The organism is Phenylobacterium sp. LjRoot219 (genome assembly GCF_964252995.1).
GTDB lineage: Bacteria > Pseudomonadota > Alphaproteobacteria > Caulobacterales > Caulobacteraceae > Phenylobacterium.
This window is the reverse complement of the sequence record NZ_CAXUQI020000002.1, coordinates 1208909-1230466: the sequence shown is the minus strand read 5'-3', so window position 1 is coordinate 1230466 and position 21558 is coordinate 1208909. Positions and strand designations below refer to the sequence as shown.

Below are 21558 nucleotides of genomic sequence, written 5' to 3'. Positions count from 1 at the left end.
CTTACCGCCTCGGGGGGAACCCGAGCTCGAGGGGCCCGGCTCGCCCCGAGCCGATGCTGAACCGGCTGACCCAGGAAGACATCTACAGCCACGATGTGCGCTAACCCGCTGCCGTCGCGGGGCATACGCTTCGGAAGCGAAATATTTTTAGGTGCGAAGCAACGGAACGTGGGAAGCGGTCCGTTGAAGCCAGCGAGTCAACAAGAACCCGTCGGAGGATTCCTCGAAGTGAAGCTGCGATCGCTCACAGTCCGCGTCTGCCTTATCGCCACCAGCGCTGTCGCGGCGTTCTTCACCCACAGCGCGGTCGCCGCGCCGCGCGCGCCGGCAGCGGCGTCGACCGGCCGTTACGAGATCTACACCCTGCCCCTCGCTGACGGCTTCGTGCCCCGCAGCGCGATGTATACGCCGTCCGGCAGGGTCCTCGTCTCGTCCACGCAGGAAGGGGAGCAAGACCAGCGGCAGGTCACGCTTGTGGTCATGGACGACGACGGCCGGAACGCGCGCACCATCTTCTCGCAAGCGGTGCCGCCGCGTCCGAAGGACAAACGCCGGGCAAGGGCGCGGGCGACACCCTCTGCTCTGGCCGAGATCGCCGACGCTGACCAGGGTTGAGGCGGACCGTGCGCCTTCGGCAGGGCTCCGCTTGCAAGCACCGTGCTGACCGGCGCTAAGCTCTCTCAGGTCAGGGAGGACTCGACGAAATGGCTCTAGTGCGCACCGCAGCGAGCGAAGGCGTCCGCACCCTGACGCTGGATCATGCGCCGTCGAACGCCGTCGACCACAGCCTGATGGTCGACTTCATTCAACTTGCGCCTACGGCGAACCACGATTGGGGCTCCAAGGTCGTGGTGCTGGAGAGTGCGATAGAGGGCGTATTCTCGATGGGAGCCGATCCTGACGCCAAGCCGGCGCCCCAGGAGCCATACGACAGCTTCGGGGTGCCCAATAGCGAGGACGCGCTCACCCGCATGTTCCTGCGCACGCTCTGGGACTTCAAATGGCCGATCATCGCGAAGGTGCAGGGCGCCGCCGTGGGGGAAGGCCTGCTGCTCGCATGCCTCTGCGATGTAGTTGTCGCCGGCGAGAGCGCCGCGCTCGGCCTGACCGGCGCAAACCACGGCGTCATCGCCGGCGCCTCGATCCTGCGCCGCTGTCTCAGCGAGCAAGCCATGCGCTACCTGATCCTATCTGGCCGGCTGGTTGAGGCGCGCGACGTCAAGGCGCTGGGTTGTGGGATGATCATCGTCCCCGACGCGGAGGTGGACGGCGTGACCGCCGGGATCGCGCGCGACATCGCCGCCAAGGACCCGCACCTGCTCCGGCACCTGAAAGCTTCGCTGACGGAAGGTGAACCCGGCGATCCACTGGGCGGCTACGCGGCCGAGCAGCGCTACACAGCGCTCGTCAGCGCCAAGACCCGGCCGTAATTCGGCCTGGGCGCCGTCGACTGAAAGGCGCCTCACGGCCGGCTGCATTCGGCGGCTACGGCTTCGCGAGCCGGACTTCCTCGATCATCGGCCGCAGGCTGTAGGACAGCGGCCATGCGCTGACCGCCTGGCGATCCACCGCATGAAAGGCTTCCTTATGCGACAGCCACACCAACGGCAGGTCCGCCAACGCCTGGCAAAGCACCTCCTGGTGGGCGACAACGGTCGCCCGCTCGTCGGCCGCCGAGCCGAGCCGCTCCAGCGCCGCTGCGACGGCGGGGTTTCGCCAGCGCATGATGTTCTGTGGGCTCCCCACGGCAAACACCGGCGGTAGGTCCAGCGCCGGGTCGGCCCACCCGAGCGCGAAAATCGAGCCCTGGAACGCCCCAGCGCTCCAACGACGCATCAGCTCCGGAACCGGGCTGGCGGCGACCTCGACTTCCACGCCCCGCAGCCGCTGCTGCAGGATCCGTTTCACCGCTTCGGCTTCGCGGACATGGCCCTCGTTGGCGAACGTCTCCAGGGTAAACCCGAGGGAGCCGCCGTGGTTCGCCGCATACGCGTCGACCATCGCCTGCGCCTGCGCGACGTCGCGCCGCGGCAGACGGATGGCTGGATCGTGAAACGGGGAGCCTACCCGGTCGAGGCTGGTCATCACCATCTGCTGGTCGAACCCCGCCTCCTTTACGAAGGTGGCGGAGTCCACCGCGAGCGCGATGGCTCGACGCACGCGGCTATCGTCGAACGGCGCTCGCTCCAAATTCAGCGCAAGCGCCACCCCGCCGCCGGCCTGCGGCGTTCCAAGGAGCGCGAAGCGGTCCGGCTCGGCGCGATATCTTTCGAGATGCGGCCCCATCGGCTCAAGACTGACCTGGGCGCGTCCGCTCGCCAGCAGCGCGAACTTGGCGGCCGCCTCAGAAATGCCAGTCAGCACCACCACCTCATCCAGGTGCGGCTTGCCGGGCTGCCAGTAGTCTGGATTGCGCACGAAGCGCATGCGCTCCCCGCGCGTCCACTCGACGAGCCTGAACGGGCCGGCTCCGACCGGCGCAGTTGCGAACCCAGCGCCCACCGCTTGGATCATCGCTGGCGAGCCGACGGACGAAAGGTTGCGAGCTACGCGCCGGTCGAACCTGGCCGCAGGCGCCTTCAGCCGGATCCAGAGTCTGAGCGCATCGAGAACGCGCATCTCGGCGATTAACCCGGCCGTGGCCGCCACGGCGGCGCGATTCGCCGGATCGCCCAACCTGGCCCAGTTGAAACGAACCGCCTCGGCATCGAGCGCGGTCCCGTCGGAGAAACGCACACCAGCGCGCAGCGTCAGGGTCCAGGTCAGACCGTCGTCCGCTGTCACGAGGCCAGTTGCGATCTTCGGCTGTGGGCGCCCCGCTGCGTCCGTATGGAAGAGCGCGTCGTAGACGGCGCTCACCGCGACCGCCTCCGCCCAGTTCTGGACTCCCTGCAGCTGCAGGGGGTCTAGCCCAGCTGGATCTGCCGCCAGCACCACCGTGAGCACGCTGTCATTGCGCAACTTTGCGGGCATGCGTCCTCCCCTGCCGTCGCGACCTGTCCCGCTTCAGCCTAGCACGCGCCGCACGCCCGTCACGGCCGCTTGTCTTTCGCCGCCGGGGCCCACGGACGCAACGGGCGCCGCCTGAGGCTGCTATGTGGACGCATGGAGACCACCCTGTCGAACCACGCCAGCGCCGGGAGTTCGGAACTCAGCTGCTGCCCGGATCTTCGGCAGCATCGGCGGAAACCCGAAATGAACCACCCGGCGGGCCTGACCTGTAGGATCGAGCTCGCCCTGCTGTGAGCACCGCCCTCCGCTGAGGCGCGCCACTAGGCTGCGTCAGCCCTCCGGAGGAACGTCAGGTCGGCGGCAGGAGCGGAAGTTCGAAGCGTCCCAAGGACCTTCGCAACAAACGACGGAACGACGACATCAGGAACCGAGCATCCAGCGCAGAGCTTTGGTAAACATGCGAGTGCGCGTCTGGATACACGGCGCCGACGGCCCGTCCCGCGATTTCGAGTTAGTCGAGGCTCCCCGCGTCGGCGAGCGCATCAGCATCGCCCGCGGAACTCAGACCGAAGATGGGGTTGTCGCAGCAGTGACTTGGCACCTGCAAGCGATCGAGGCGGCTGGGTCGGAACTATCCTTTGAGGCCGAGCCAGTAGGAACGGTCAGCGTCGTTCATGTACTCTGCCACCCCGAGGCTGAGGTGATCCGAGGCGCGTTCGGGACCGCTGAAGTTGACGAGACGAGTAGCGGATCGGCGATCAACTGAAGCGCGTACCATGATGCGCCTCTCAGCCGGACCTCGCTGTCGGCGGATCGAACGGCCACGGGCGCTCGTTGCACGTGTCGGTATGACGGATCCCTCATGATCGAGACGCGCGAGCACCTGATCCACGTCCTAACGGAGGCCGCGCAGATCGAGCACAATCTGCTCTGCTCCTATCTCTACGCAGCTTTCAGCCTGAAGCGCGAAGGCGAGCCAGGCCTAACCCGAGTGCAGGAGGAGGCCGTCGAGCGCTGGCGGAAGACCATCGTCAAGGTGGCGCTAGAGGAGATGGCCCACCTCGCCACGGTCAACAATCTGCTGGTCGCGGTCGGCGGCGCCCCGCACTTCGATCGCGCCAACCTGCCGCTGGCGCCCGGATATCATCCGGCCGGAGTCATCGTGCGGCTCACCCCGTTCACGCGTGAGACGCTCGACCACTTCATCTTTCTGGAGCGGGCCGATCACCAGCCTCTCCAGGACGCACCCGGCTTCGAGCCTGTGGACGTGGAGCGCAAAGCTAGGCGCGGGGGCCTCACGCCATCGGCGGCCGACTACCTCACCGTCGGCGCCCTCTATGACTCCATCGTCGAAGGCTTCACGACCCTCGTCGCGCGTCATGGCGAGGCTAGGGTCATCGATCAGAGCGGACTTCGTCAACTGGATGCCGAGACCGCCCGGCTGCCCAACGTCGCGCGCCTCACCAATCTTGCTTCGGTCCTGGGCGCCATCGCTTGGATCAAGGAGGAAGGTGAAGGCTCCGCCGGATCAGCGGCCGGCCCGGAAAGCCACTTCGACCGGTTCTGCGCCATCAAGGCTGAGTGGGAGGAGCTCGCGGCAGAAGAACCCGCCTTCGAGCCAGCCTGGCCTGCGGCGCATGACCCGGTGATGCGCAAGCCGCTTGAAGGCCGCGCGCGCGTCTGGGTCACCGAGGAGCCAGCCGCCAGCCTGCTGGACCTGGGCAATGCGCTTTACGGCTTCATGCTGCAGTTGCTGAGCCAGACCTACGCCTGCGACGACCGCTCAGATCAGGTGCGGCTGATGAATACTTCTGTCGAGCTGATGGAGGGCTGCGCGGCGGCGGCCACGGCGCTGGCCCGGCTGCCCGCCAATCTAGATCGCTCGGGGATCAACGCCGGGCTTACCTTCGCCGTCCCTCGCAACCTTGGCTTCCGGCCAGTCGGCGTCGCGCGCCGGGAGATCTTCCTGGAGCGCGCGCGTGAACTCAGCGATGGCGCGGAAAGGCTGTTTCCCGTTCTTGGCCCAGTGGTCAGCGAGAAACTTCAACGCCGGCTATCCACCGCGATCGAGCTGCTCGGCGGATAGCACGTAGGCTGTGCGCGGAGTGTAGGACTCCACGCACAGCCTACGGCCCCGCGGCGGAGATGGCTCGTACACGACTGCGATCGGTTCTTTGTCGAAGCTCTACTTGCTCTAACAGCGCAAGCGCGTCGTCCATCTCGTGGTCTCGACTGCGCCAGGAGCGAATGTTGCCACACGGCCCGACAGCGGACACTCCCTGAATTTTGGCCCGCTCGCGTCCCGGGCGGGCAGTACTGCTACCTCAACTTAGGCGGCCGCAGCCTTTGCATTGGCGCTGTGGTCTGCGGAATCGAGCACCGCACGGGCAAGGTCGTACGTCCAGGCCGACATGTGCCGCGATTGCGCCACGGAGCCATCGCCGACAAGCGTCACCGGACGTCGGAGCCCACGTAAACCGGCGGATTCGTTGGGAATTCTCAGAACCAAGCGGCAGCCACGTGCGCAGAACGCAAAATGGCCCCCTTGCGGGGGCCATGTCACTGATTTCCAGAAGGAAACTTGGGTGCGGGGACCGCAGCCATCGCTGTGATCAAACGCTTCCGCCCGTGACGTTGAGGGCCTGATCTCCTTAAGCCACCAGCACGGCATGAACTGCCGTTGGTCGAGCTTCATCGGCCGTCAGCGGAAGCGGCCGCGGTGGACCGTCTCAGCAAGCGGCCGTCGGTTGCTCGGCGTTTCGCGCGCTTGCAGCTCCGCGGGCAGCAGCGTCTTGTCCCCGCCCCGGCCGATCGCCACCGCCGCCTCCAGCTTGAAGTGATCCGGGACCTGCAGCTCGCCGCGCGCCCGCTGATGATCAAACCCCGCGATCGCATGGGCGTGGAAGCCGAGCGCCGTCGCCTGCAGCGCCATGAGCGCCCAGGCGGCCCCGGCGTCGAAGCTGTGGGTGCGTGACGGCTGCGGCGGCGCTTCACCCCTGGCCGGCTTCTCGCTGTCGGAGCAGATGAAGACCAGCGCGCCGGCGTTCCGCGCCCAGGCTGCGTTGTTCGGCTTGAGCAGGCCGACGAAGCGTTCCCATTCAGCCTCGCCGCGGATGGCGTAGATGAACCGCCACGGCTGAGCGTTCGACGCCGACGGCGCCCACCGGGCCGCTTCGAGGATCGCGGCGAGAGCCGGCTCGCCAACCGCCGCACCGTCGAAGGCGCGCGGCGACCAGCGCTCCAGGAACAACGGCTCGATCGCGTGGTCCGAGCGCCGGGCGCCGACTGCTGCAGAAATTTCAGACGTCATGTTCTAGCTCCAGAGATGACGCAGGCCCGGCCTGCGAAACAGCGGCACGCGCGCCCGCCTTCAGATCGCGGATCACCGTCGACGCCAGCCGTGCGGTCTGATTGCGGAGATCCGGCACCGCGATGGCTTCCCAGGCTGTTCCGCGACACAGCGGCCCGACCGCATAGAGGCCGCCGGCCACCTGCCCGGCCGGATCGAGCAGCCGCTGCCGGTCGTCCGTGGCGAGGCCGAGTCCCAAGGCGTCACCGGAAATCAGGCCCTGGGCCTCGAGGCTGGGAAGCAGTCCCGACGGGTCCTGGGCGAGCTCCCCCGAGATCCCGGTGCAATCGACCACAGCGGCGACCTGCAGCCGCTCCGATCGCGCGACGCCGCGCGGCCGGATGAGCGCTTCAAAGCCGCCCGGCGCGGCTTGAAGCGTCTCGATGCGACCCGCACGAACCCCGAGGCGGCCGGTGTCCTGCAACTCCGCGATGCGCGCGCCCGCCGCCGGCGCCATGCGGTGACGATGGGCGTCCCACCAGGGCCGCAGATGGCGCAGGAAGCGGCGTCTCTCCGCATCCGGCCAGGATTTCCAAAGCTCCGCGGTCTGCGGGCGGATGCTGTCCACCGCAGCGCGCCAACCGACCGCTTCCGCATGCCTTCGCAGCAGCCGGAGCACGGCCGTCGGGCGGGCCGGCAGCCCGGCCGGAGCCAGGCTGGCCGGGGCGCTCGCGTGCGGTCTCGGCAAGAGGCCGCGTCGCGAGAGCGCCGTGAACCTGCGCCGCCCCGCCTCCAGGCTGAGCGCCACGTCGATCATGGTCAGCCCCGTGCCGATCAGCAGCAGGCGCCCTTCCGGCAGGCTGCGCAGATCCACGCGCCAGGGATCGGCTACATAGTTCGGGGACCTGGCGGCCTCCCTTGAAACGCCACGCAGCGTGGCTGGCGGCAGGGAGCCCATCGCCAGGACCACGGCGCCGGCCTCGATCGACCGCCCGAGCGCAAGGTCCACCGCAAAGCCGCGGCGGACGCGACGGACGCGGACGGCTTCGTCCTGTTCGAGCAGAAGCCGACCAGACTGGGCCGCAAGCGTCCGGCGCAGGAGATCCTGCAGATAGTCGCCATAGCGTCCGCGTCCGGCGAACCATTCGCCCGCGCCGGGACCGCCTCCCAGCCAGTCGACGAAATGCGCCGGCTGGTCCGGGAAGGCGCTCATGTTCGCCGCCCGGACATTCAGAAGATGCCCAGGATCACGCGTCGCGTAGGCCCGACCCCGGCCGAACTGCGGCGCCCGCTCTATTAGCCGCACCGCGACGTCGCGGTCGGCGCGCAGCAGATGGATGGCGGTGAGAAGCCCGCTGAACCCGCCGCCGACGATCACGACGGGCGCCGCCGTCACCGTCATGAACCGGCCCCGGCCTGTCTCAGGTCCAGCCGACGCCGGGTGAGGTCGATCGGGCTTGCGGCGGTGGCCGGCGCAGCCGTCAACCCGGAGAGGATCTGCTCCCGCAGCCGGGCGAAGACCGGCGACGCCCGGTCGCGCGCGGCCTCGCCGACGCTGATGATCTCCGCGACCCGTCCTGGGCGCGGCTGGAGGACGACCACCCGGTCACTGAGGAACAGGGCTTCTTCAACGTCGTGGGTGACCAGGACCACGGTCGCATTGGTGCGCTGGCGAAGCGCCAGCAGCTCCTCCTGCAGCTTCAGGCGGGTGAGCGCATCGAGCGCGCCGAACGGCTCGTCCAACAGCAGCACCTTGGGCTCGTTCACCAGCGCCCGGGCGATCGCCGCGCGCTGGGCCATGCCGCCGGAGAGCTGATGCGGATAGGCCCGCTCGAAGCCGGTCAGCCCGACCAGCGCGAGGTTCTCGGCGACGAGCTTGCGCTTGGCCCCGCGGTTCAACCGCCGCTTGACCAGGGCCACAGCGACGTTCTGCTCGACTGTCATCCACGGGAACAGCCGGTGGTCCTGGAAGACGATGCCGCGGTCGAGGCTGGGCGACAGGATGCGGGCGTCGTCCAGGCGGATCTCGCCGGCGTAGTCGTTGTCCAGGCCAGCGATGAGCCGCAGCAGCGTGGACTTGCCACAGCCGCTGGCACCGACGACGGCGACGAACTCGCCCGGGGCCACACTGAGGTTCACCGCGCGCAGCACCTCTAGGTCGCCGTCGGCGAGGCGGTGGGTCTTGCTCACCCCGGAAAGCGAGAGCGCGCCGCCGCGCGCCGCCGTTCCGCTGGCGGCAGGGGACGGGATCCGGCTCATCGGGGCTCTTCCTTGAGGTCGCGCCACCGCAAAGCCGGCGCGATGAGGTGGTTCGACAGGGTGGTGATGGCGCAGGCGATGAGGCCGACGAACACGACGCCGAGCAGCACGGTGTCCATGCGCCCCTCGATCTGGCCGTGCTCGATCATCGAGCCGATCCCGGGGCCGGCGCCGAACAGGATTTCGACGCCTATGCAGGCGATCCAGGTGAAGCCCATGGCCTGCTGCAGGCCGGTGAGCAGCATCGGCAGGGCGGACGGCAGCCGCACGCGCCAGAACAGGTCCCAGGGCCCGAAGCCCAGCACCCGTCCGGCCTCGACATAGTCGCCCTTCGTCCCCTTCAGGCCCTCGTAGCTGTTGAGCAGCAGGGGAAACATCGCCGCCTTGGCGGCGATCAGCAGCTTGGGCGTCTCGCCATAACCGAACCAGAGGCCGAGCAGCGGGATCCAGCCGAGAGTCGGCACCTGCCGCAGCGCGTGCAGCACTGGCCCCAGCACCCGGTCGAGCGGCCGCGACAGCGCCATCGCCGCGCCGAGGGCGACGCCCACCCCGCCGCCGACCGCCAGGCCGAACGCCACCCGCCCGAGACTGACGCCGATGTTGCGCGGCAGATCGCCCGAGCGAACGGCGTCGACCAGGGCCTCTGCGAGGTCGGATAGGCTGACGAAGATCATGCCGTGGCCGACGTTGCGACGCGCCAGCAGGTCCCAGACGAGGAACAGCAACAGCGGCAGGACCAGGGTCTTCAACCCGCCGAGCCGCGGGAGACGGAAGGAGGGGTACGAGCCGGTCATCGCCGGTCCGCCCTGCGCGGGCAGGCTCATGCGGGCGCTCCTCGAACCAGGCTCAGCTCCAGCTGCCTGAAGGCGCGGTCGAGCGCGAAGCCGATCGCGCCGATCAGCACGACGCCCAGCAGCACCACCTCCAGCTGAAAGGTCTGGCGGCCCATCTCCATCATCTGGCCAATGCCGCTGTCGGCGACGAGCAACTCGGCCGCGACCAGCGCCACCCAGGCGCGGCTGAGGCTGAGCCGCAGGCCGGTGAGCACCGGCGGCAGGGTCGCAGGCCCGACCACCCGCCAGAGCTTGTCGAGGGCTGAGAACCGGTAGATCTCAGCCACGTCGTAGTAGCGCCGCGGCACGCCCTGCACCCCGGTGTAGGTGGCCAGCGCGGTCGGATAGAAGGCCGCCTTGGCGACCACCACGATCTTGAAGGTCTCCTCGACGCCGAACACCAGCACCAGCATCGGGATGAAGGCGACGGTCGGCACCTGGCGGATCGCGTGGAACAGTCCGGCGGTGTAGCTCTCAAAGCTCTTGGACAGGGCCATGGCCGTGCCGAAGGCGAGGCCCAGGCCAGCGCCGACGACATAGCCGACCGCAAGCCGGCTCAGGCTGAGCCCGACGTTGCGCAGCAGCTCGCCGCTTTGCAGGCCGTCCCGCGCGGCTTCGACGACGCGCGCCGGCGAGGCCAGAACCTGGGGCGGAAACACCTGCGCGGCCGTGACCGCCCACCACAGGGCGAGCAGGCCCAGCACGCCGGTGAAGGGAACGCTCGCCGACAGCAGCCTACGCATCGACGAGGTTCCAGCGGTTATGCAGAGCGATCGCCGCAGCGGTGGCCAGGAGCACCGCCACCCACAGCACATAGACGGACTGCAGCGGCGCGACCCTGGACAGCAGGCCGCCGCTCATCGAGCCGATCACCCCGCCGGACATGCCGGCGACGTTGTAGAGGCCGGAAATCTTGCTCTTGTTCGCCGAAGAGAGGCTGAGCTGGGTCATGTTCTGGAAGTGCAGCGAGCTCGACGCGAGGCTCAGCAGCACGGCGCCGATCGCCAGCAGCGCATAGCTCTGCCCGAGCCCGAGGCAGAGCAGCGCCGCCGAGCCGACGCCCAGCGACCAGAGGTAGGCCCCGTGCCGGCTCATCTTCACGTAAAGCCGGCTGCCGACGAACAGCGAAGCCGCGGTCGTGCAGCCCTGGAACGCCAGCAGCGACACCGCCGCCGGCCGCGGCAGGCCGAGCTGCTGAATGGCGATGATCAGAATGAAGGTGGTGAACAGCGAGGTGGTGGCGCTGGAGACGTGCTCGGTGACGCAGCTTTCGAAGATGCTGCGCTTGCCGAGCAGTTGGCGGACCTCACGCAGGAAGCCGACCTTCGGCGCGCCGTCCTGCGGCTCCCGCGTCTCCGGGAAGAAGGTCAGGCTCGCCACGCCCATCAGCCCGAACATCACGCCCGAGGCGAGAAAGGCGGCGCCGTAGCCGAACTGGCCGGTCACCCAGGCGGCGAGCGCCGGGCCCGCCAGCGAGATGCCCAGCGTCTGGGAGCCACGATACCAGCCGGCCTTGCTCTGCCCGATCCGCGGCAGCTCGCGCAGGAAGGAGGTGTTCATCGAATTGATGCGGAACGGGATGCAGACGCCGATCAGTCCCCGCGCGAGCGCCAGCAGGCCCCAGGTACCGGCGAACGGCATGGCGGCGTAGACCAGCATCGGGCCCAGGCTCGCCGTGAAGTAGCTCGTCCGCACGCCCAGGCGCGAGACCAAGAAGCCGGCGGGAATGGCCACGGCCATCATCACCCCCTGCTCGATCGCCATGATGGTTCCGATCTGCAGCGGCGAGGCGCCCAGGTGGATGGCGAACAGCTGGGTGGAGATCCGGCCGAGCGCGATCGAGGCCCCGCTGACCACGGCCAGCAGCATGAAGCGATAGATGAAGCCCGAGCCGCTCGGCTGGGCTGCGAACGCCTGGGTCGTCATGGACGGACCGTCGCGCTCGCCAGCTGCGGCGAGGCCGGCCACCAGCCGTCGGCGCCCGCCAGCTTGACCGCCGGCGCGACCAGGTCGGTGTTGGTGAAGCGCGCCAGCTCGGGCCGGGCCTTGATGAGCCCGGTCTCGGCGGCGTAGTCGATAACCCACTGGTAGTGGCTGTCGATGCCGTCGGTCGTGAACGGCGAGAAGCGCTGCTTCCAGGGGCCTGCGCCCTCCCAGTCGACGCGGATCGCCGCTTCCGACGTCTCGCGGCTCGAGGCGGCGATGAAGGCGTCGCGGTGCTCGTCGCGCGACGCCCACTGGGCGGCGCGGGCGTAGGCCGCGACGACCAGCCCGGCCGCCTGGGGATTGTCCTTGATGAAGTCGTCGCGGCCGAACAGCTCGGTCCGCTGAGCCCAGGCGCGCGGCGCCGCCTTCGTCGACCACAGGACCCGGCCCGCGCCTTGCGACTGCAGGCGGTAGGCGTCGGCGATCGGTCCGACGAAGGCGTCCACCTTCCCGCCCGCCAGCGCCGCGGCGCCTGCGGAAGGATTGACGTTGTAGATCTTGAAATCGGCGAGCTTCAGGCCGGCGTCGGCGGCGTAGCGCGCGAACACCGCCTCCCACGGCCGGCCACGGTGCAGGGCGATCCGCTTGCCCTTCAGGTCGGCCAGGGACTTGGCCGGCGAGCCCGACGCGACCAGCAGATAGGTGTTGGTGCCGGCGTTCGATGGCCACACCAACCGCAAGGGCGCGCCCGCGCTCGCGCCGATCACCGCCGGCAGGTCGCCGTACCAGGCGAACTCGACGGTCTTGTTGACGAAGCCCTCGTTGATCATCGGCCCGCCGATGGCGTGGGGCATGTCCTGGAACTGCAGGTCGTAGCCCTGCTTGGCGAGCTCGGCCTTCAGCCAGCCCTGCTCGGCCACCACGCCGGTCAGGCCGCCGGGGAGGTATTTGCCGTTCACCTCGGTTCCGCCGGCGATGATCCGGACCGGCTTGAGCGCGCCCTGGCCGGCGCTCTGTCCGGAACAGGCGCCCAGTGCCAGGCTGACGGCGAAGGCGGCGACGGCGAAGCGACGCGTGATCATCGCGGGAAGGTTCCTCGGAACGTCTGGGGAATGGTGACAAGCGCGCGCCGGGACCGGCGCAGGCGCGCCGGCCCCGGGCGAGGCGGATCTCGGACGATTGGACGCCCGGCGCAGTGGGAGCGCCGCGCCGGGCGTCCGGCCGTCAGCCGGCCTTCGAGGCGACGAACGCCTCGACCGCGCCGTTCGGCAGGGGTTGAGCGCCGCCGATCCGTTCCGACAGCAGCTGGATCTCGGCGGCTTCGTCGAGGCTGTGGATCAGCGCGCCGAGCGCGGCGATCCCCTCCCGGCCCCAGGCGAACAGGCCGCGGTTCTTCAGCAGCGCGGCCGGCGCCTTGGGGTGTTTGCGGATCGCCTCGATCACCGGCTCGGGCGAGTAGCGCGGCGCCCATTCCGCCAGCGGGATCTCCTCGGTCCCGGCCCGCTTGGCCACCGACCAGTAGCGGATCGGGAACGGCTTGTGGGCGATGGCGAAGGCCGTCAGGTGCGGCGAGTGGGTGTGCAGGGCGGCGTTGAGGTCCGGCCGCTCCAGGAAGATTGCGCGATAGACGCCGATCACTTCGCGCAGCCTGCGGTCGTCGGGGCCGCCGATCTGCTGGCCGTCGAAGTCGACCACGATGGCCGCCTTCAGCGAGCCGATGACGAAGCGGCGCTCGTCGAGCCGCACCGCCGCATTGAAGGCGCCGGACCCGCGGGTGGAGAGGCTGCCCTTCTCCTTCAGGCTTCGGCCGGCGGCCTGGATATCGGCGGCGGCCTGGAGCACATCGGGCGCCTGCGCGCCCAAGGCGGAAAGGTTGCTGACGTCGTTCATGCGGGCAGGCCTTGCAGGGCTTCGGAACGAACGGACGGCGCGATGCGGGAGAGCTCGCGCAGGGGCCCGGCGTCGATCCAGTCGTCGACCTCGAAATGGTCGGGGACGAAGCCGCCGTCGGCGAGATAGGTGACGAACTTGCCGAGCCCGCCGATCGAGGCCGGATCGAGGTCGGCGGCCAGGTTCAGGTGGACCTTGTCGCCGTAGGCGCGGCGGATCCAGCCCTCCGACCAGCCGGTCTCGGCGCTGATGAAGCCCACCGTCTCGGCGGGGTGCTCGGCGGCCCAGCGGCCGGCCTCGACGACGCGGTGCAGGAAGCGCTCGACGATATCGGGCCGCTCGCGCACCAGTTCGCCGCTGACCGTCAGCGGTCGGGGCGTGCAGTTGCTGATGCGGACGAACGGGTCCGGATGGAAGCCGAGGTCGGCGACCACGTGCGCGCCCAGCAGGTAGGCGAGCTCGGCCCCGCGCACGTCCTTGACGTAGACCGCGTCGACCTCGCCACGCGCCAGCGCATAGGCCTCGTTGGTGTAGGTGTGCCGCTGGCGGCCGCCGCCGCCGCCGCCGGTGCGCAAGGCCCCCTCGTCGCCGTAGCGGGCGTCCTCCAGGTCGACCAGCTCGACGTCGCCGACCGTCAGGCCCTCGGTTGCCAGCGTGACGTCAAAGGCGCGCAGCGCCGAGGCGCGATTGTGGTCGATGGTGATGTGGTGCTTGGGCAGGCCGAGCCGGCGGCCCTTCAGGTCCTTGACGGTGCGGATGCCCGACGACGGCAGGGCGATGATCGCCTGGTATTCGTCGGTCCAGGTGATGGCGATGACCCGGGTGTCCTGGCCGCGCGAGCGGGCCCAGATCGCCGGCACGCTGCCGCCCTGGCGGAACGAGTTGGCGAGGTTGTGGTCGAAGTGCGAGCTCTGCTCTTCCGGGCGGCTGGATTCCCGCAGCGACCGGACATTGAAGCCGTCGTTGCGGAACTCGTCCTCGAACCAGCCGAGCTGGGCGGCGATGCTGAACGGCGTCGGCACCGAACAGCGGGTGTACCAGAGCGTATCGACAGCGTAGTCGGACATGGGATCCTCCTCAGGCGGCCCGGTGGGTTTCGTTCTGCAGCCCGCTGATCGACCGGCCGAGCAGCGGCAGGATCTCTTCCCCGACGCTGTAGGCCTCCTCGAGGTGCGGGTTGCTGGCGAGGATGAAGCTGGACGCGCCCGCGTGGACGTACTCGGCCAGCCGGTCGGCGATCTGCTGGTAGGAGCCGATCAGGCCGCAGCTCGGCCCGCCACGCAGGATCGACATGCCGGCCCACAGGTTGGGGGCGACGATCAGGTCGTCGAAGCTGTCGGTGCGGCCCTTGTGCAGCGCCCACTGGCGCTGAGCGCCGGTCGACTCCGTGGTCGACTCCCTTTTGGTGTCGCGACCCAGCTCGTTGAACAGCGACTTGGAGGCCTCGGTGGCCGTGGCGAACAGCCGGCGGGCTTCGTCCCAGGCTTCCTTCTCGGTCTCGCGGGCGATGATGTCGACGCGGACGCCGAACCGGACCTTGTCGAGACGGCCGGCCTTGGCCGCGGCGGCGCGAACCTTGTCGAACTGCTCGACGTTGCCGGCCACCGGCTCGGCCCAAACCAGATAGACGTCCGCATGATCGGCGGCGACGTCGATCGCCGGCTGCGAGGAGCCGGCGAAATAGATCCCCGGCAGCGGCGCGTGGTTGAGCGGCGCCTTGAAGCCGCCGTCCTCGATTTCGTACAGCTCGCCCCGGTAGTCGAGCGGCGCGTCCTTCCAGTACTTCTTGAAGACGTCGAGGAATTCACCGGTGCGGGCGTACCGGTTGTCGTGATCGAGGAAGTCCCCCAGCGCGCGCTGCGCCTTCGACGACCCACCGGTGATGATGTTGATGTCGAGCCGGCCGTCGGAGATCCGCTGGAAGGTCGCGGCGGCCTGGGCGGCGAAATGCGGCTCGGTGAAGCCGGCCTGGTGGGCCACCAGGAAGCGCAAGTTGCGGGTCTCGCGGATCAGGGCCGCGGCGACAATCCAGGACTGCTCGCTGATGCCGCTGGTCGGCACCAGCGCGCCGTCGAAGCCGTTGATCTCGGCCGCCCGCGCCACCTGGCCGAGGTAGTCGACGTAGTTGAAGCCGTCGGGTCGACCGTTGCGGACGCCGGGCGCCTTGCGCAGCTCCGGCGTCAGTTTGTTCCACTCGCCGCGAGTGTGCTTATCGTGCGCCTTGCGGCCGTCACCGTGAGTCGGCAGCCGCCAGAACAGTTCGACCGACATGGAACGCTCCCAACCGTCAACGGCCGCTTGGGCCGCGGGAGAGGATTCAATTCCTAGTCGATGGATAGGAATGTAGAAATCTTGCCGTCGCCATTAGGTCGGCTGCAAGGGATTGGCGTTTTTTGCGTTTTATCAACGCATTAGATGGAGCCAAAAAAGATAGATCCTCTATCTACTTTTTTTGGAGGGGAGCGATGGCCGACGAACTTGTGGAGAAGCTGGAGCGCGTGGTGTTTCGGCTGTATCGCGGGATGCGCCGGCGGCCGGAGTTGGTTGACCTGTCACCGCAGGATCCGGTGCTGCTGAAACGGATCGCCGCGCAACCCGGCGTCGGCGTCGGCGAACTCGCCGAGATGGAGCGGCTGCGCACCCCGACCATCACCAGCCACGTCAAGCGGCTCGAGGCGGCCGGCATGCTTCGCCGGTCGCCGCACCCGACCGATCGGCGCCGCTCCGGCCTGCACATCACGGCCAAGGGCAAACGGGCCATCGAACGCTCGACCGCGGTTCGTCACAAGGACCTTGCGGCGCGCCTCTCGCGTCTGACGGCGGAAGAGCGGGCGACCGTGGAACGCGCGGCCGACGCGCTGATGAAGATCAGCGAAGAGCGCGACGTCGTCTAACCCGCCGAGCTTCAGCTGCCAGGACTTGCGGTAGACTTTCGGATGGTCGCGGCGAGCGAGTTGCAAGTGGCCGGCTGGGGCCGCAGGACGCCGACCAGCTGACATGGTTCGCGGCCATGCAACACCAGGGCGACTGCGCCGAACAGATCCGGCGCCAGCACCCGCAGGTCGGCGGGCGTCAACTCTCTCGAGGCGTCCAAGGACATGACCGACCTCTCCTGACCGCGGTTGGAAGAGGCTACGCCAATTCCTATCATAATGATAGACATTGAGTCGGCGACTCCGGCTGGCCGCCGATCAGGAGCGCATCAAAGCTGGGGCGAGCCGCAGAAAAAGTGACTTCGCGCCAACTCAACCGTGGGTCGTTATTTGATTGAGCTGGCAGGTCGCCGCCTCCCCTCTCTGACCTCCGCCGAAAGAGACTGACTCATGCTGAAGCGACGGCGCGTACTGATCGCTGACGAAAGCCCCGCCATCCGGCTGCAGCTGTCCGAGCTCGTCAGGGCGCTGGACCACGAGGTGCGATCCACGGCCAGCCCGGCGACGGTGCTGCGCTGGCTGGCGCAGGAGGCCGCCGATCTGGTGATCCTGGAAGCCGGCGGCGAGAGCGCCGAGCGGGTGCGCGAAATCCGGCAGGCCTACCCGGAATTGCCGATCCTGCTGACCAGCGCGCGTCCCAACCTCGGCACGGCGGTGGAAGCGGCCGGGCTCGGCGCGCTGGAGTTGCTGGCAAAGCCCATTCAGACCGCCGCCCTGCAGCGGGCGGTGACGCGGGCGCTGATGCGACCGCAGGATCCGGACACCGCCAGCGCCCAGGCGCGGGCGGTCCGGGATGAACAGCAGCCGCTGATCGGCTCGGGCGCGGTGATGCAACACATCTTCCGCACCCTGGCCGGCCTCGCGGAGCCGAACCTGCCGGTGCTGATCTGGGGCGAGTCGGGCGTCGGCAAAGCCCGCGTGGCGCGCGCTCTGCACGATCTGGGGCCCCGTCGCGAGGCCCCGTTCGTGAGGGTGTCGGTGGGCGGCTTCGCCGCCGAGCCGCTCGCGCAGGAGCTGGCGGGAGACGTCCGCAGCGCCGGGCGGATCGCGCAGGCGCGGGAAGGAAGCTTGATGCTCGAGGGCGTCGACGACCTCTCGTTCGAGGCCCAGTCGCGCCTGCTTCACGTCCTGAAGGACCAGCTGTTTCGGACGGATGTGAGGACGCGGCCGCGGCTGATCTGCTCCGCCCGTCAGGACCTGCGCCTCGCCTTGGAACAGGGGCGGTTCCGCGAGGACCTGTTCTTCCGGCTCTCGACCGCGACCGTGCGGCTTCCGGCCCTGCGCGAGCGACCTGAGGACATTCCGGACCTCGCCCGCGTGCTCCTGGTGCGCGCGCAACGCAGTGGCCTGCCCGCCAAGCAGATCGATGCACAGGCTCTCGCGCGACTGCAGCGGCATCCCTGGCCGGGGAACATCCGTGAGCTCGACAACCTGCTGCGCCGCGCGTGCGCCTTCTATCCCGAGGCGCTCGTCACCGAGGCGATCGTCGAGCGCGAGCTGGAGCCGGTCGACAACGCCCCGGGCCGGCTCGCGCCAGCCGCTGCCCCCGATACGCCGGGGTCCTCGCTCACGCCCGCGGCCGCGCTTGGCGGCCTCTATCAGGGAATGATGGCGGCGGTGGAGAAGCCGCTGCTCCAGGCTGCGCTGACCGCGTCCGAGGGCGACGTGGGCAGGGCCGCTGCCCTGCCGGGGATCAGCGTGCGCGCATTCAACCGCAAGCTCGCCAGCTACGCCGCCCTGCCGGCCGCCGACGCCGCCAACGACGTCGATGACCGGGAGGAAAGCGGCGCCCTCCTCGCCTCGGGACGGCCTTCGGTGCGCGAACGGGAGGCTGGGCACCCCTAGCTGCGCGATCGGCGGTTCGGCCTTGGCGAAGCTCGTCGAGACGACCGCGCCTCCCTAATTCCTGCATAGAGTAGAGCTTGATGGGCTCGCCGACGAAAGGAACACGCCATGTGCGATGCGGATCGTGAGGACCTGGGCCTGGTCGCCGAGGCCGAACTGACCCGGCGGCGTTTCGGTGCGCTGACCGGGGCGGGAGCGGCGGCAAGCCTCGCCATGGCCGCGCAGGCCGCCCCTGGCGGGGTGGTTGAGCGAGACGTCGAGGTCCGCACGCCCGACGGAGCCGTCGACGCCGTCGTCTTCCATCCCGCCGGCCGCAGTTCCTGGCCCGGGGTGCTCCTATGGCCCGACGTCGGCGGCCTCAGGCCGGCCAAGCGCGAGATGGGCCGCAGGCTGGCGGGCGACGGCTTCGTGGTGCTGGTGGTGAACCCCTATTACCGCGCCTTTCGCGCGCCGGAGCTGACGGCGATCGCCGCCGGCCCCGAGCAGCAGGCGAAGCGGCAAGCCGGGCGCGCGACCTTGACCGAAGAGGCCGTGGCGCGGGACGCCGAGGCCTATATCGCCTGGCTTGACGCGCTGCCGCAGACCTCCAGGGCGAAGGTCGGCGTGCAAGGCTACTGCATGGGCGGGGCGCTCAGCGTGCGCACCGCGGCCGCCGTGCCCGACCGCGTCGGCGCCGTCGCCTCCTTCCATGGCGGCAACGGCTTGGTGTCGGACGCGACGACCAGCCCGCATCACCTGATCGCCGGCACGCAGGCTCGCTACCTGTTCGCCACGGCCAGGAACGACGACGCGACGAAGCCGGAGGTGAAGACCGCCCTGGAAGCGGCGCTTCAGCAGGCGAACCGCCCGGGCGAGGTCGAGGTCTACGCCGCCGACCACGGCTGGTGCGTGCCCGACAGCGCCAAGTACGATCGCCCGGAGGCCGAGCGCGCCTGGACCGCCCTGCTCAGCCTCTATCGAGCGTCCCTGACCTGAACACGAGGCTCGGCGCCGACCCTCAGGTTTGGGAACGGGCCCGGACGCGCCGCACGGCGCATCCGAGCCCGTAGCGCCGGATGCGCTCTACCGCCCTGCGTTCAGCAACTTGTAGGCGGCCTCCAGCGGACGTTCGTCGATCCATTCGTCCAGCGAGAAATCGTTGTCGCTGAAGCCGTAGATCCAGGTGAACCGCTTCTGCTGTTCGAACAGCGCCAGCCGCTCGGCGTCCAGGGTCGGGTGCAGGCTGCGCAGGGCCTCGTCGGAATAGGCCTCGCCCACCGCCGCGGCGGTGCCGCGGGTTTCGGCCTCCAGCACCGCACGGACGCCGCCGAGGTTGTCGCGCGCCCAGTCGGCCGCGCGCAGCGTCTGGTAGAGGAAGCGGACGAGCAGATCGAAATGGTTCTCGATCAGGCTCTCGTGGACGGTGATCGGCCGCGGCGTGCCGTTGTTCACCCGGAAGCGCCGGTCGGGAAGCCTGTCGAGGTTGATGCCGACGACGAGTCCAAGCTGATGGGCGGCGTCCACCGCCGCGGCGCCCTTGACATAGAGGGCGTCCACGTCGCCGTCGGCGAGCGCGTGCAGCGACCACAGGCCCGCCAGCGAGCTGGCGGTGACCTCGCCGCCCGGAGGGTTCCGACGACGGGCTTCGACCTCGACGAAGGTGACGTCGTCAAGGTTCAGTCCAGCGTAGCTGAGCGCGCCCTTGTAGCCGTGCAGCGACATGCCGCGGGCGATGCTGCTGCCGCGCTGATGGCTGGGGATCGGGTGGTCGATCCAGGTCGGCAAGCCGAGCTTGCGGCCCTTGAGGTCCTTCGGCTCCAGAATGCCGCTATCCGGCCGCACCAGGATGGCCTGGTGCTCGTCGATCCAGGTCAGGCCGACCAGGCGGGTCGGCGCCCCTTGGGCGCGGGCGCCGATCGCCAGCAGGTTGCCGCCCTCGCGGATCAGCGACGGCAGTTGATGATCGTAGTGGTGCCGGCGCAGCTCCGAGCCGGCGCGCTCCTGCAGGGTGTCGAGGGGGAGATTGTCACGGGCGAACTCCTCGGTCAGCCAGTCGAGCTTGTAGGCGAGGCCGGTGGCCGTCGGCACTGGACAGCGGGTGAACCAGAGCCGGTCGAGCGACGTTGCGGCCGCGTGCGGCGTCTCGGCGCGGGCGCCGAGATTCGGATGAGTGAGGGTCGTCAAGGCTGGGTTCCTCCTGGCCGGTCTCGACGCCGCAGCCCGGCGTCTCCAGAACAGTGATAGTTGGCGCCTCGACCCTTCTGTCCAGAAAGGATGCCCAAGCACTCAAATACGGCATGTGAAGGTTGGTTTTGGAAAACCCAGCAAACACAAAGATGTAATTGACTCTGGAATTCTTTGAGTAAGGTCCGCTTACACTTCAATTGAGCGCGGCTGCTCGCGTCAGCGCCTCAAACCGCTTAGCGCGGGATCTGCCGCAAGATCTTCGCCCTCGGAGAGACGGCGGAGACCTTGCTGGTCGCTTCAGCTTGGCGAGCGCCGGCTCAGATGCCGGCGCCGTCGGCGATGTCGCCCAGGGCCTCGGCCTTGATCCAGGCGATGAAGGCACGCACCGGCGGCAGCAGGGTTCGGCCGCGCGGCCAGACCAGCCAGTAGACGAACTTCACCGGGGTCACATCCAGCAGCAGAGGCGTCAGGCGCCCGGCCCGAACGTCCTGGTCGGCCAGGGTTCGCTTCACCAGGGCGACGCCTTTGCCGGCGATCGCCTCCTCGATCACCAGACTGGCGTCGCTGTAGCGCGGTCCGTCCAACGTGCGCAGATCGTCCACGCCGCGCGTGCGGAACCAGCTGCGCCACGATGGGCAGCTGGGATCGCCTTCCGACGAGGTGTCGTGCAGCAGCCGCGCCTGCAGCAGGTCCGCCGCCCCTCTGACCGCCAGCTCGGCGGCGAGGTCCGGGGCCGCCATCGGCGTCACCGCCTCGGCGAGGATCTGTTCGGCGACCAAGCCGTCGTAGCCGCCCGGACCGTAACGGATCGCCAGGTCGATGTCGGCCGTCGAGAAGTCGGCGAGCTTCATGTCCGAGGAGACCCAGACCTCGATCTGGGGGTTTTGCGCCCGGAAGCGGTCGAGCCGCGGCAACAGCCACTTGGAAGCGAAGGCGGGAGTCGTCGAGATGGAGATCACCCGGCCCTTCCGGTCAGCGCCCTTCAGCAGCTGGGCGCCTTCGACGATCCGATCGAAGCCTTCGCGCAGGCTGGGCATGGCCGCCTCGGCGGCGTCGGTCGGGATGATCTGCCGCCCAGATCGGCGAAACAGCGGCATGCCGACCCAGGTCTCGACCGCGCGCACGTGCTGGGTGATGGCGCTGGGCGTCACGCCCAACTCCTCGGCGGCGCGGGTCAGGCTTCTAAGGCGGATGCTGGCCTCCAGCGCCCGCAGGGACTGGACCGCGGGTATCCTGTCGCTGGTCGCCAATGACTGGCTCATGCGTCGCCTCGACCGTCGAGACGGCGGCGGAGAAGGTGGCGCATGTACAGCACAGTTCGCACTCCCGCGCCCAACGCCCGCGGGGGCCCTGGCGGGCCGCGGCCTACTGCTTCGAGGCGACACGGTGGGCGACCGTCGCCTGTCGAGCAAACCTTATTTCCTAGTCATTTTATAGGAATATAGAAAAGCTGCCGGCCGGATTA

At 69.1% G+C, this 21558-nt stretch carries 19 protein-coding genes; 6 read left to right on the top strand and 13 right to left on the bottom strand.

Annotation, left to right across the window (positions count from 1 at the left end; translation table 11 throughout):
- Window positions 1–228: 228 nt before the first annotated feature.
- Window positions 229–615: a hypothetical protein gene (locus ACSQ14_RS23665; RefSeq protein ID WP_436017149.1), complete on the top strand. Its 387-nt coding sequence runs from the start codon at window positions 229–231 to the stop codon at window positions 613–615.
- Between the two features lie 89 nt (window positions 616–704).
- On the top strand, window positions 705–1430 hold the full coding sequence (locus ACSQ14_RS23660; RefSeq protein WP_436017147.1) for an enoyl-CoA hydratase/isomerase family protein: 726 nt from the start codon (window positions 705–707) through the stop codon (window positions 1428–1430).
- 55 nt (window positions 1431–1485) lie between these two features.
- Here the strand turns inward: ACSQ14_RS23660 and ACSQ14_RS23655 are convergent, their stop codons facing one another.
- On the bottom strand, window positions 1486–2973 hold the full coding sequence (locus ACSQ14_RS23655; RefSeq protein ID WP_436017145.1) for an ABC transporter substrate-binding protein: 1488 nt from the start codon (window positions 2971–2973) through the stop codon (window positions 1486–1488).
- A gap of 841 nt (window positions 2974–3814) precedes the next feature.
- On the opposite strand from ACSQ14_RS23655, the gene ACSQ14_RS23650 reads away from it, so the two are divergent.
- Entirely contained in the window at window positions 3815–5038 is a 1224-nt protein-coding gene (locus ACSQ14_RS23650) for a ferritin-like domain-containing protein (RefSeq protein WP_436017143.1), read from the top strand.
- 615 nt (window positions 5039–5653) lie between these two features.
- On the opposite strand, the gene ACSQ14_RS23645 is transcribed toward ACSQ14_RS23650, so the two are convergent.
- The 10 genes from ACSQ14_RS23645 to ACSQ14_RS23600 form a co-directional block, all read right to left on the bottom strand.
- Complete coding sequence (locus ACSQ14_RS23645) at window positions 5654–6262, bottom strand: nitroreductase family protein (RefSeq protein ID WP_436017141.1); 609 nt, start codon at window positions 6260–6262, stop codon at window positions 5654–5656.
- Window positions 6252–7643 (bottom strand): FAD/NAD(P)-binding protein, encoded by a 1392-nt coding sequence (locus tag ACSQ14_RS23640; RefSeq protein ID WP_436017139.1) that lies wholly within the window; start codon window positions 7641–7643, stop codon window positions 6252–6254. Before ACSQ14_RS23640 ends, ACSQ14_RS23645 begins: the two co-directional genes overlap by 11 nt.
- Window positions 7640–8500, bottom strand: coding sequence for an ABC transporter ATP-binding protein (locus ACSQ14_RS23635; protein ID WP_436017137.1), 861 nt, complete (start codon window positions 8498–8500; stop codon window positions 7640–7642). The genes ACSQ14_RS23640 and ACSQ14_RS23635 overlap by 4 nt, the downstream gene beginning before the upstream one ends.
- Window positions 8497–9324, bottom strand: a complete 828-nt coding sequence (locus ACSQ14_RS23630; protein WP_436017135.1) for an ABC transporter permease — start codon at window positions 9322–9324, stop codon at window positions 8497–8499. The genes ACSQ14_RS23635 and ACSQ14_RS23630 overlap by 4 nt, the downstream gene beginning before the upstream one ends.
- Window positions 9321–10076, bottom strand: coding sequence for an ABC transporter permease (locus ACSQ14_RS23625; protein ID WP_436017133.1), 756 nt, complete (start codon window positions 10074–10076; stop codon window positions 9321–9323). Before ACSQ14_RS23625 ends, ACSQ14_RS23630 begins: the two co-directional genes overlap by 4 nt.
- The gene (locus ACSQ14_RS23620) at window positions 10069–11259 is read right to left on the bottom strand and encodes an MFS transporter (protein WP_436017131.1); all 1191 of its coding nucleotides are present in this window, start codon (window positions 11257–11259) and stop codon (window positions 10069–10071) included. Before ACSQ14_RS23620 ends, ACSQ14_RS23625 begins: the two co-directional genes overlap by 8 nt.
- A complete protein-coding gene (locus ACSQ14_RS23615; protein ID WP_436017129.1) occupies window positions 11256–12341 on the bottom strand; it encodes an ABC transporter substrate-binding protein in 1086 nt (361 codons plus the stop codon). The genes ACSQ14_RS23620 and ACSQ14_RS23615 overlap by 4 nt, the downstream gene beginning before the upstream one ends.
- Before the next feature lie 142 nt (window positions 12342–12483).
- Complete coding sequence (locus ACSQ14_RS23610) at window positions 12484–13149, bottom strand: class II aldolase/adducin family protein (protein WP_436017127.1); 666 nt, start codon at window positions 13147–13149, stop codon at window positions 12484–12486.
- Window positions 13146–14216, bottom strand: a complete 1071-nt coding sequence (locus tag ACSQ14_RS23605; RefSeq protein WP_436017125.1) for an ABC transporter substrate-binding protein — start codon at window positions 14214–14216, stop codon at window positions 13146–13148. Before ACSQ14_RS23605 ends, ACSQ14_RS23610 begins: the two co-directional genes overlap by 4 nt.
- Window positions 14217–14226: 10 nt before the next feature.
- Entirely contained in the window at window positions 14227–15420 is a 1194-nt protein-coding gene (locus ACSQ14_RS23600; RefSeq protein WP_436017123.1) for an LLM class flavin-dependent oxidoreductase, read from the bottom strand.
- Window positions 15421–15614: 194 nt separating this feature from the next.
- On the opposite strand from ACSQ14_RS23600, the gene ACSQ14_RS23595 reads away from it, so the two are divergent.
- From ACSQ14_RS23595 to ACSQ14_RS23585, 3 genes are all read left to right on the top strand, one after another.
- Window positions 15615–16043 (top strand): MarR family winged helix-turn-helix transcriptional regulator, encoded by a 429-nt coding sequence (locus ACSQ14_RS23595; RefSeq protein ID WP_436017121.1) that lies wholly within the window; start codon window positions 15615–15617, stop codon window positions 16041–16043.
- Window positions 16044–16472: 429 nt separating this feature from the next.
- Window positions 16473–17927: a sigma-54-dependent transcriptional regulator gene (locus ACSQ14_RS23590; protein WP_436017119.1), complete on the top strand. Its 1455-nt coding sequence runs from the start codon at window positions 16473–16475 to the stop codon at window positions 17925–17927.
- A gap of 108 nt (window positions 17928–18035) precedes the next feature.
- Window positions 18036–18902: a dienelactone hydrolase family protein gene (locus ACSQ14_RS23585; protein ID WP_436017117.1), complete on the top strand. Its 867-nt coding sequence runs from the start codon at window positions 18036–18038 to the stop codon at window positions 18900–18902.
- A gap of 87 nt (window positions 18903–18989) precedes the next feature.
- Here the strand turns inward: ACSQ14_RS23585 and ACSQ14_RS23580 are convergent, their stop codons facing one another.
- Together ACSQ14_RS23580 and ACSQ14_RS23575 are read right to left on the bottom strand one after the other, a co-directional pair.
- The gene (locus ACSQ14_RS23580) at window positions 18990–20090 is read right to left on the bottom strand and encodes an ABC transporter substrate-binding protein (protein WP_436017115.1); all 1101 of its coding nucleotides are present in this window, start codon (window positions 20088–20090) and stop codon (window positions 18990–18992) included.
- 320 nt (window positions 20091–20410) lie between these two features.
- On the bottom strand, window positions 20411–21355 hold the full coding sequence (locus ACSQ14_RS23575) for a LysR substrate-binding domain-containing protein (RefSeq protein ID WP_436017113.1): 945 nt from the start codon (window positions 21353–21355) through the stop codon (window positions 20411–20413).
- Between the last annotated feature and the right edge of the window lie 203 nt (window positions 21356–21558).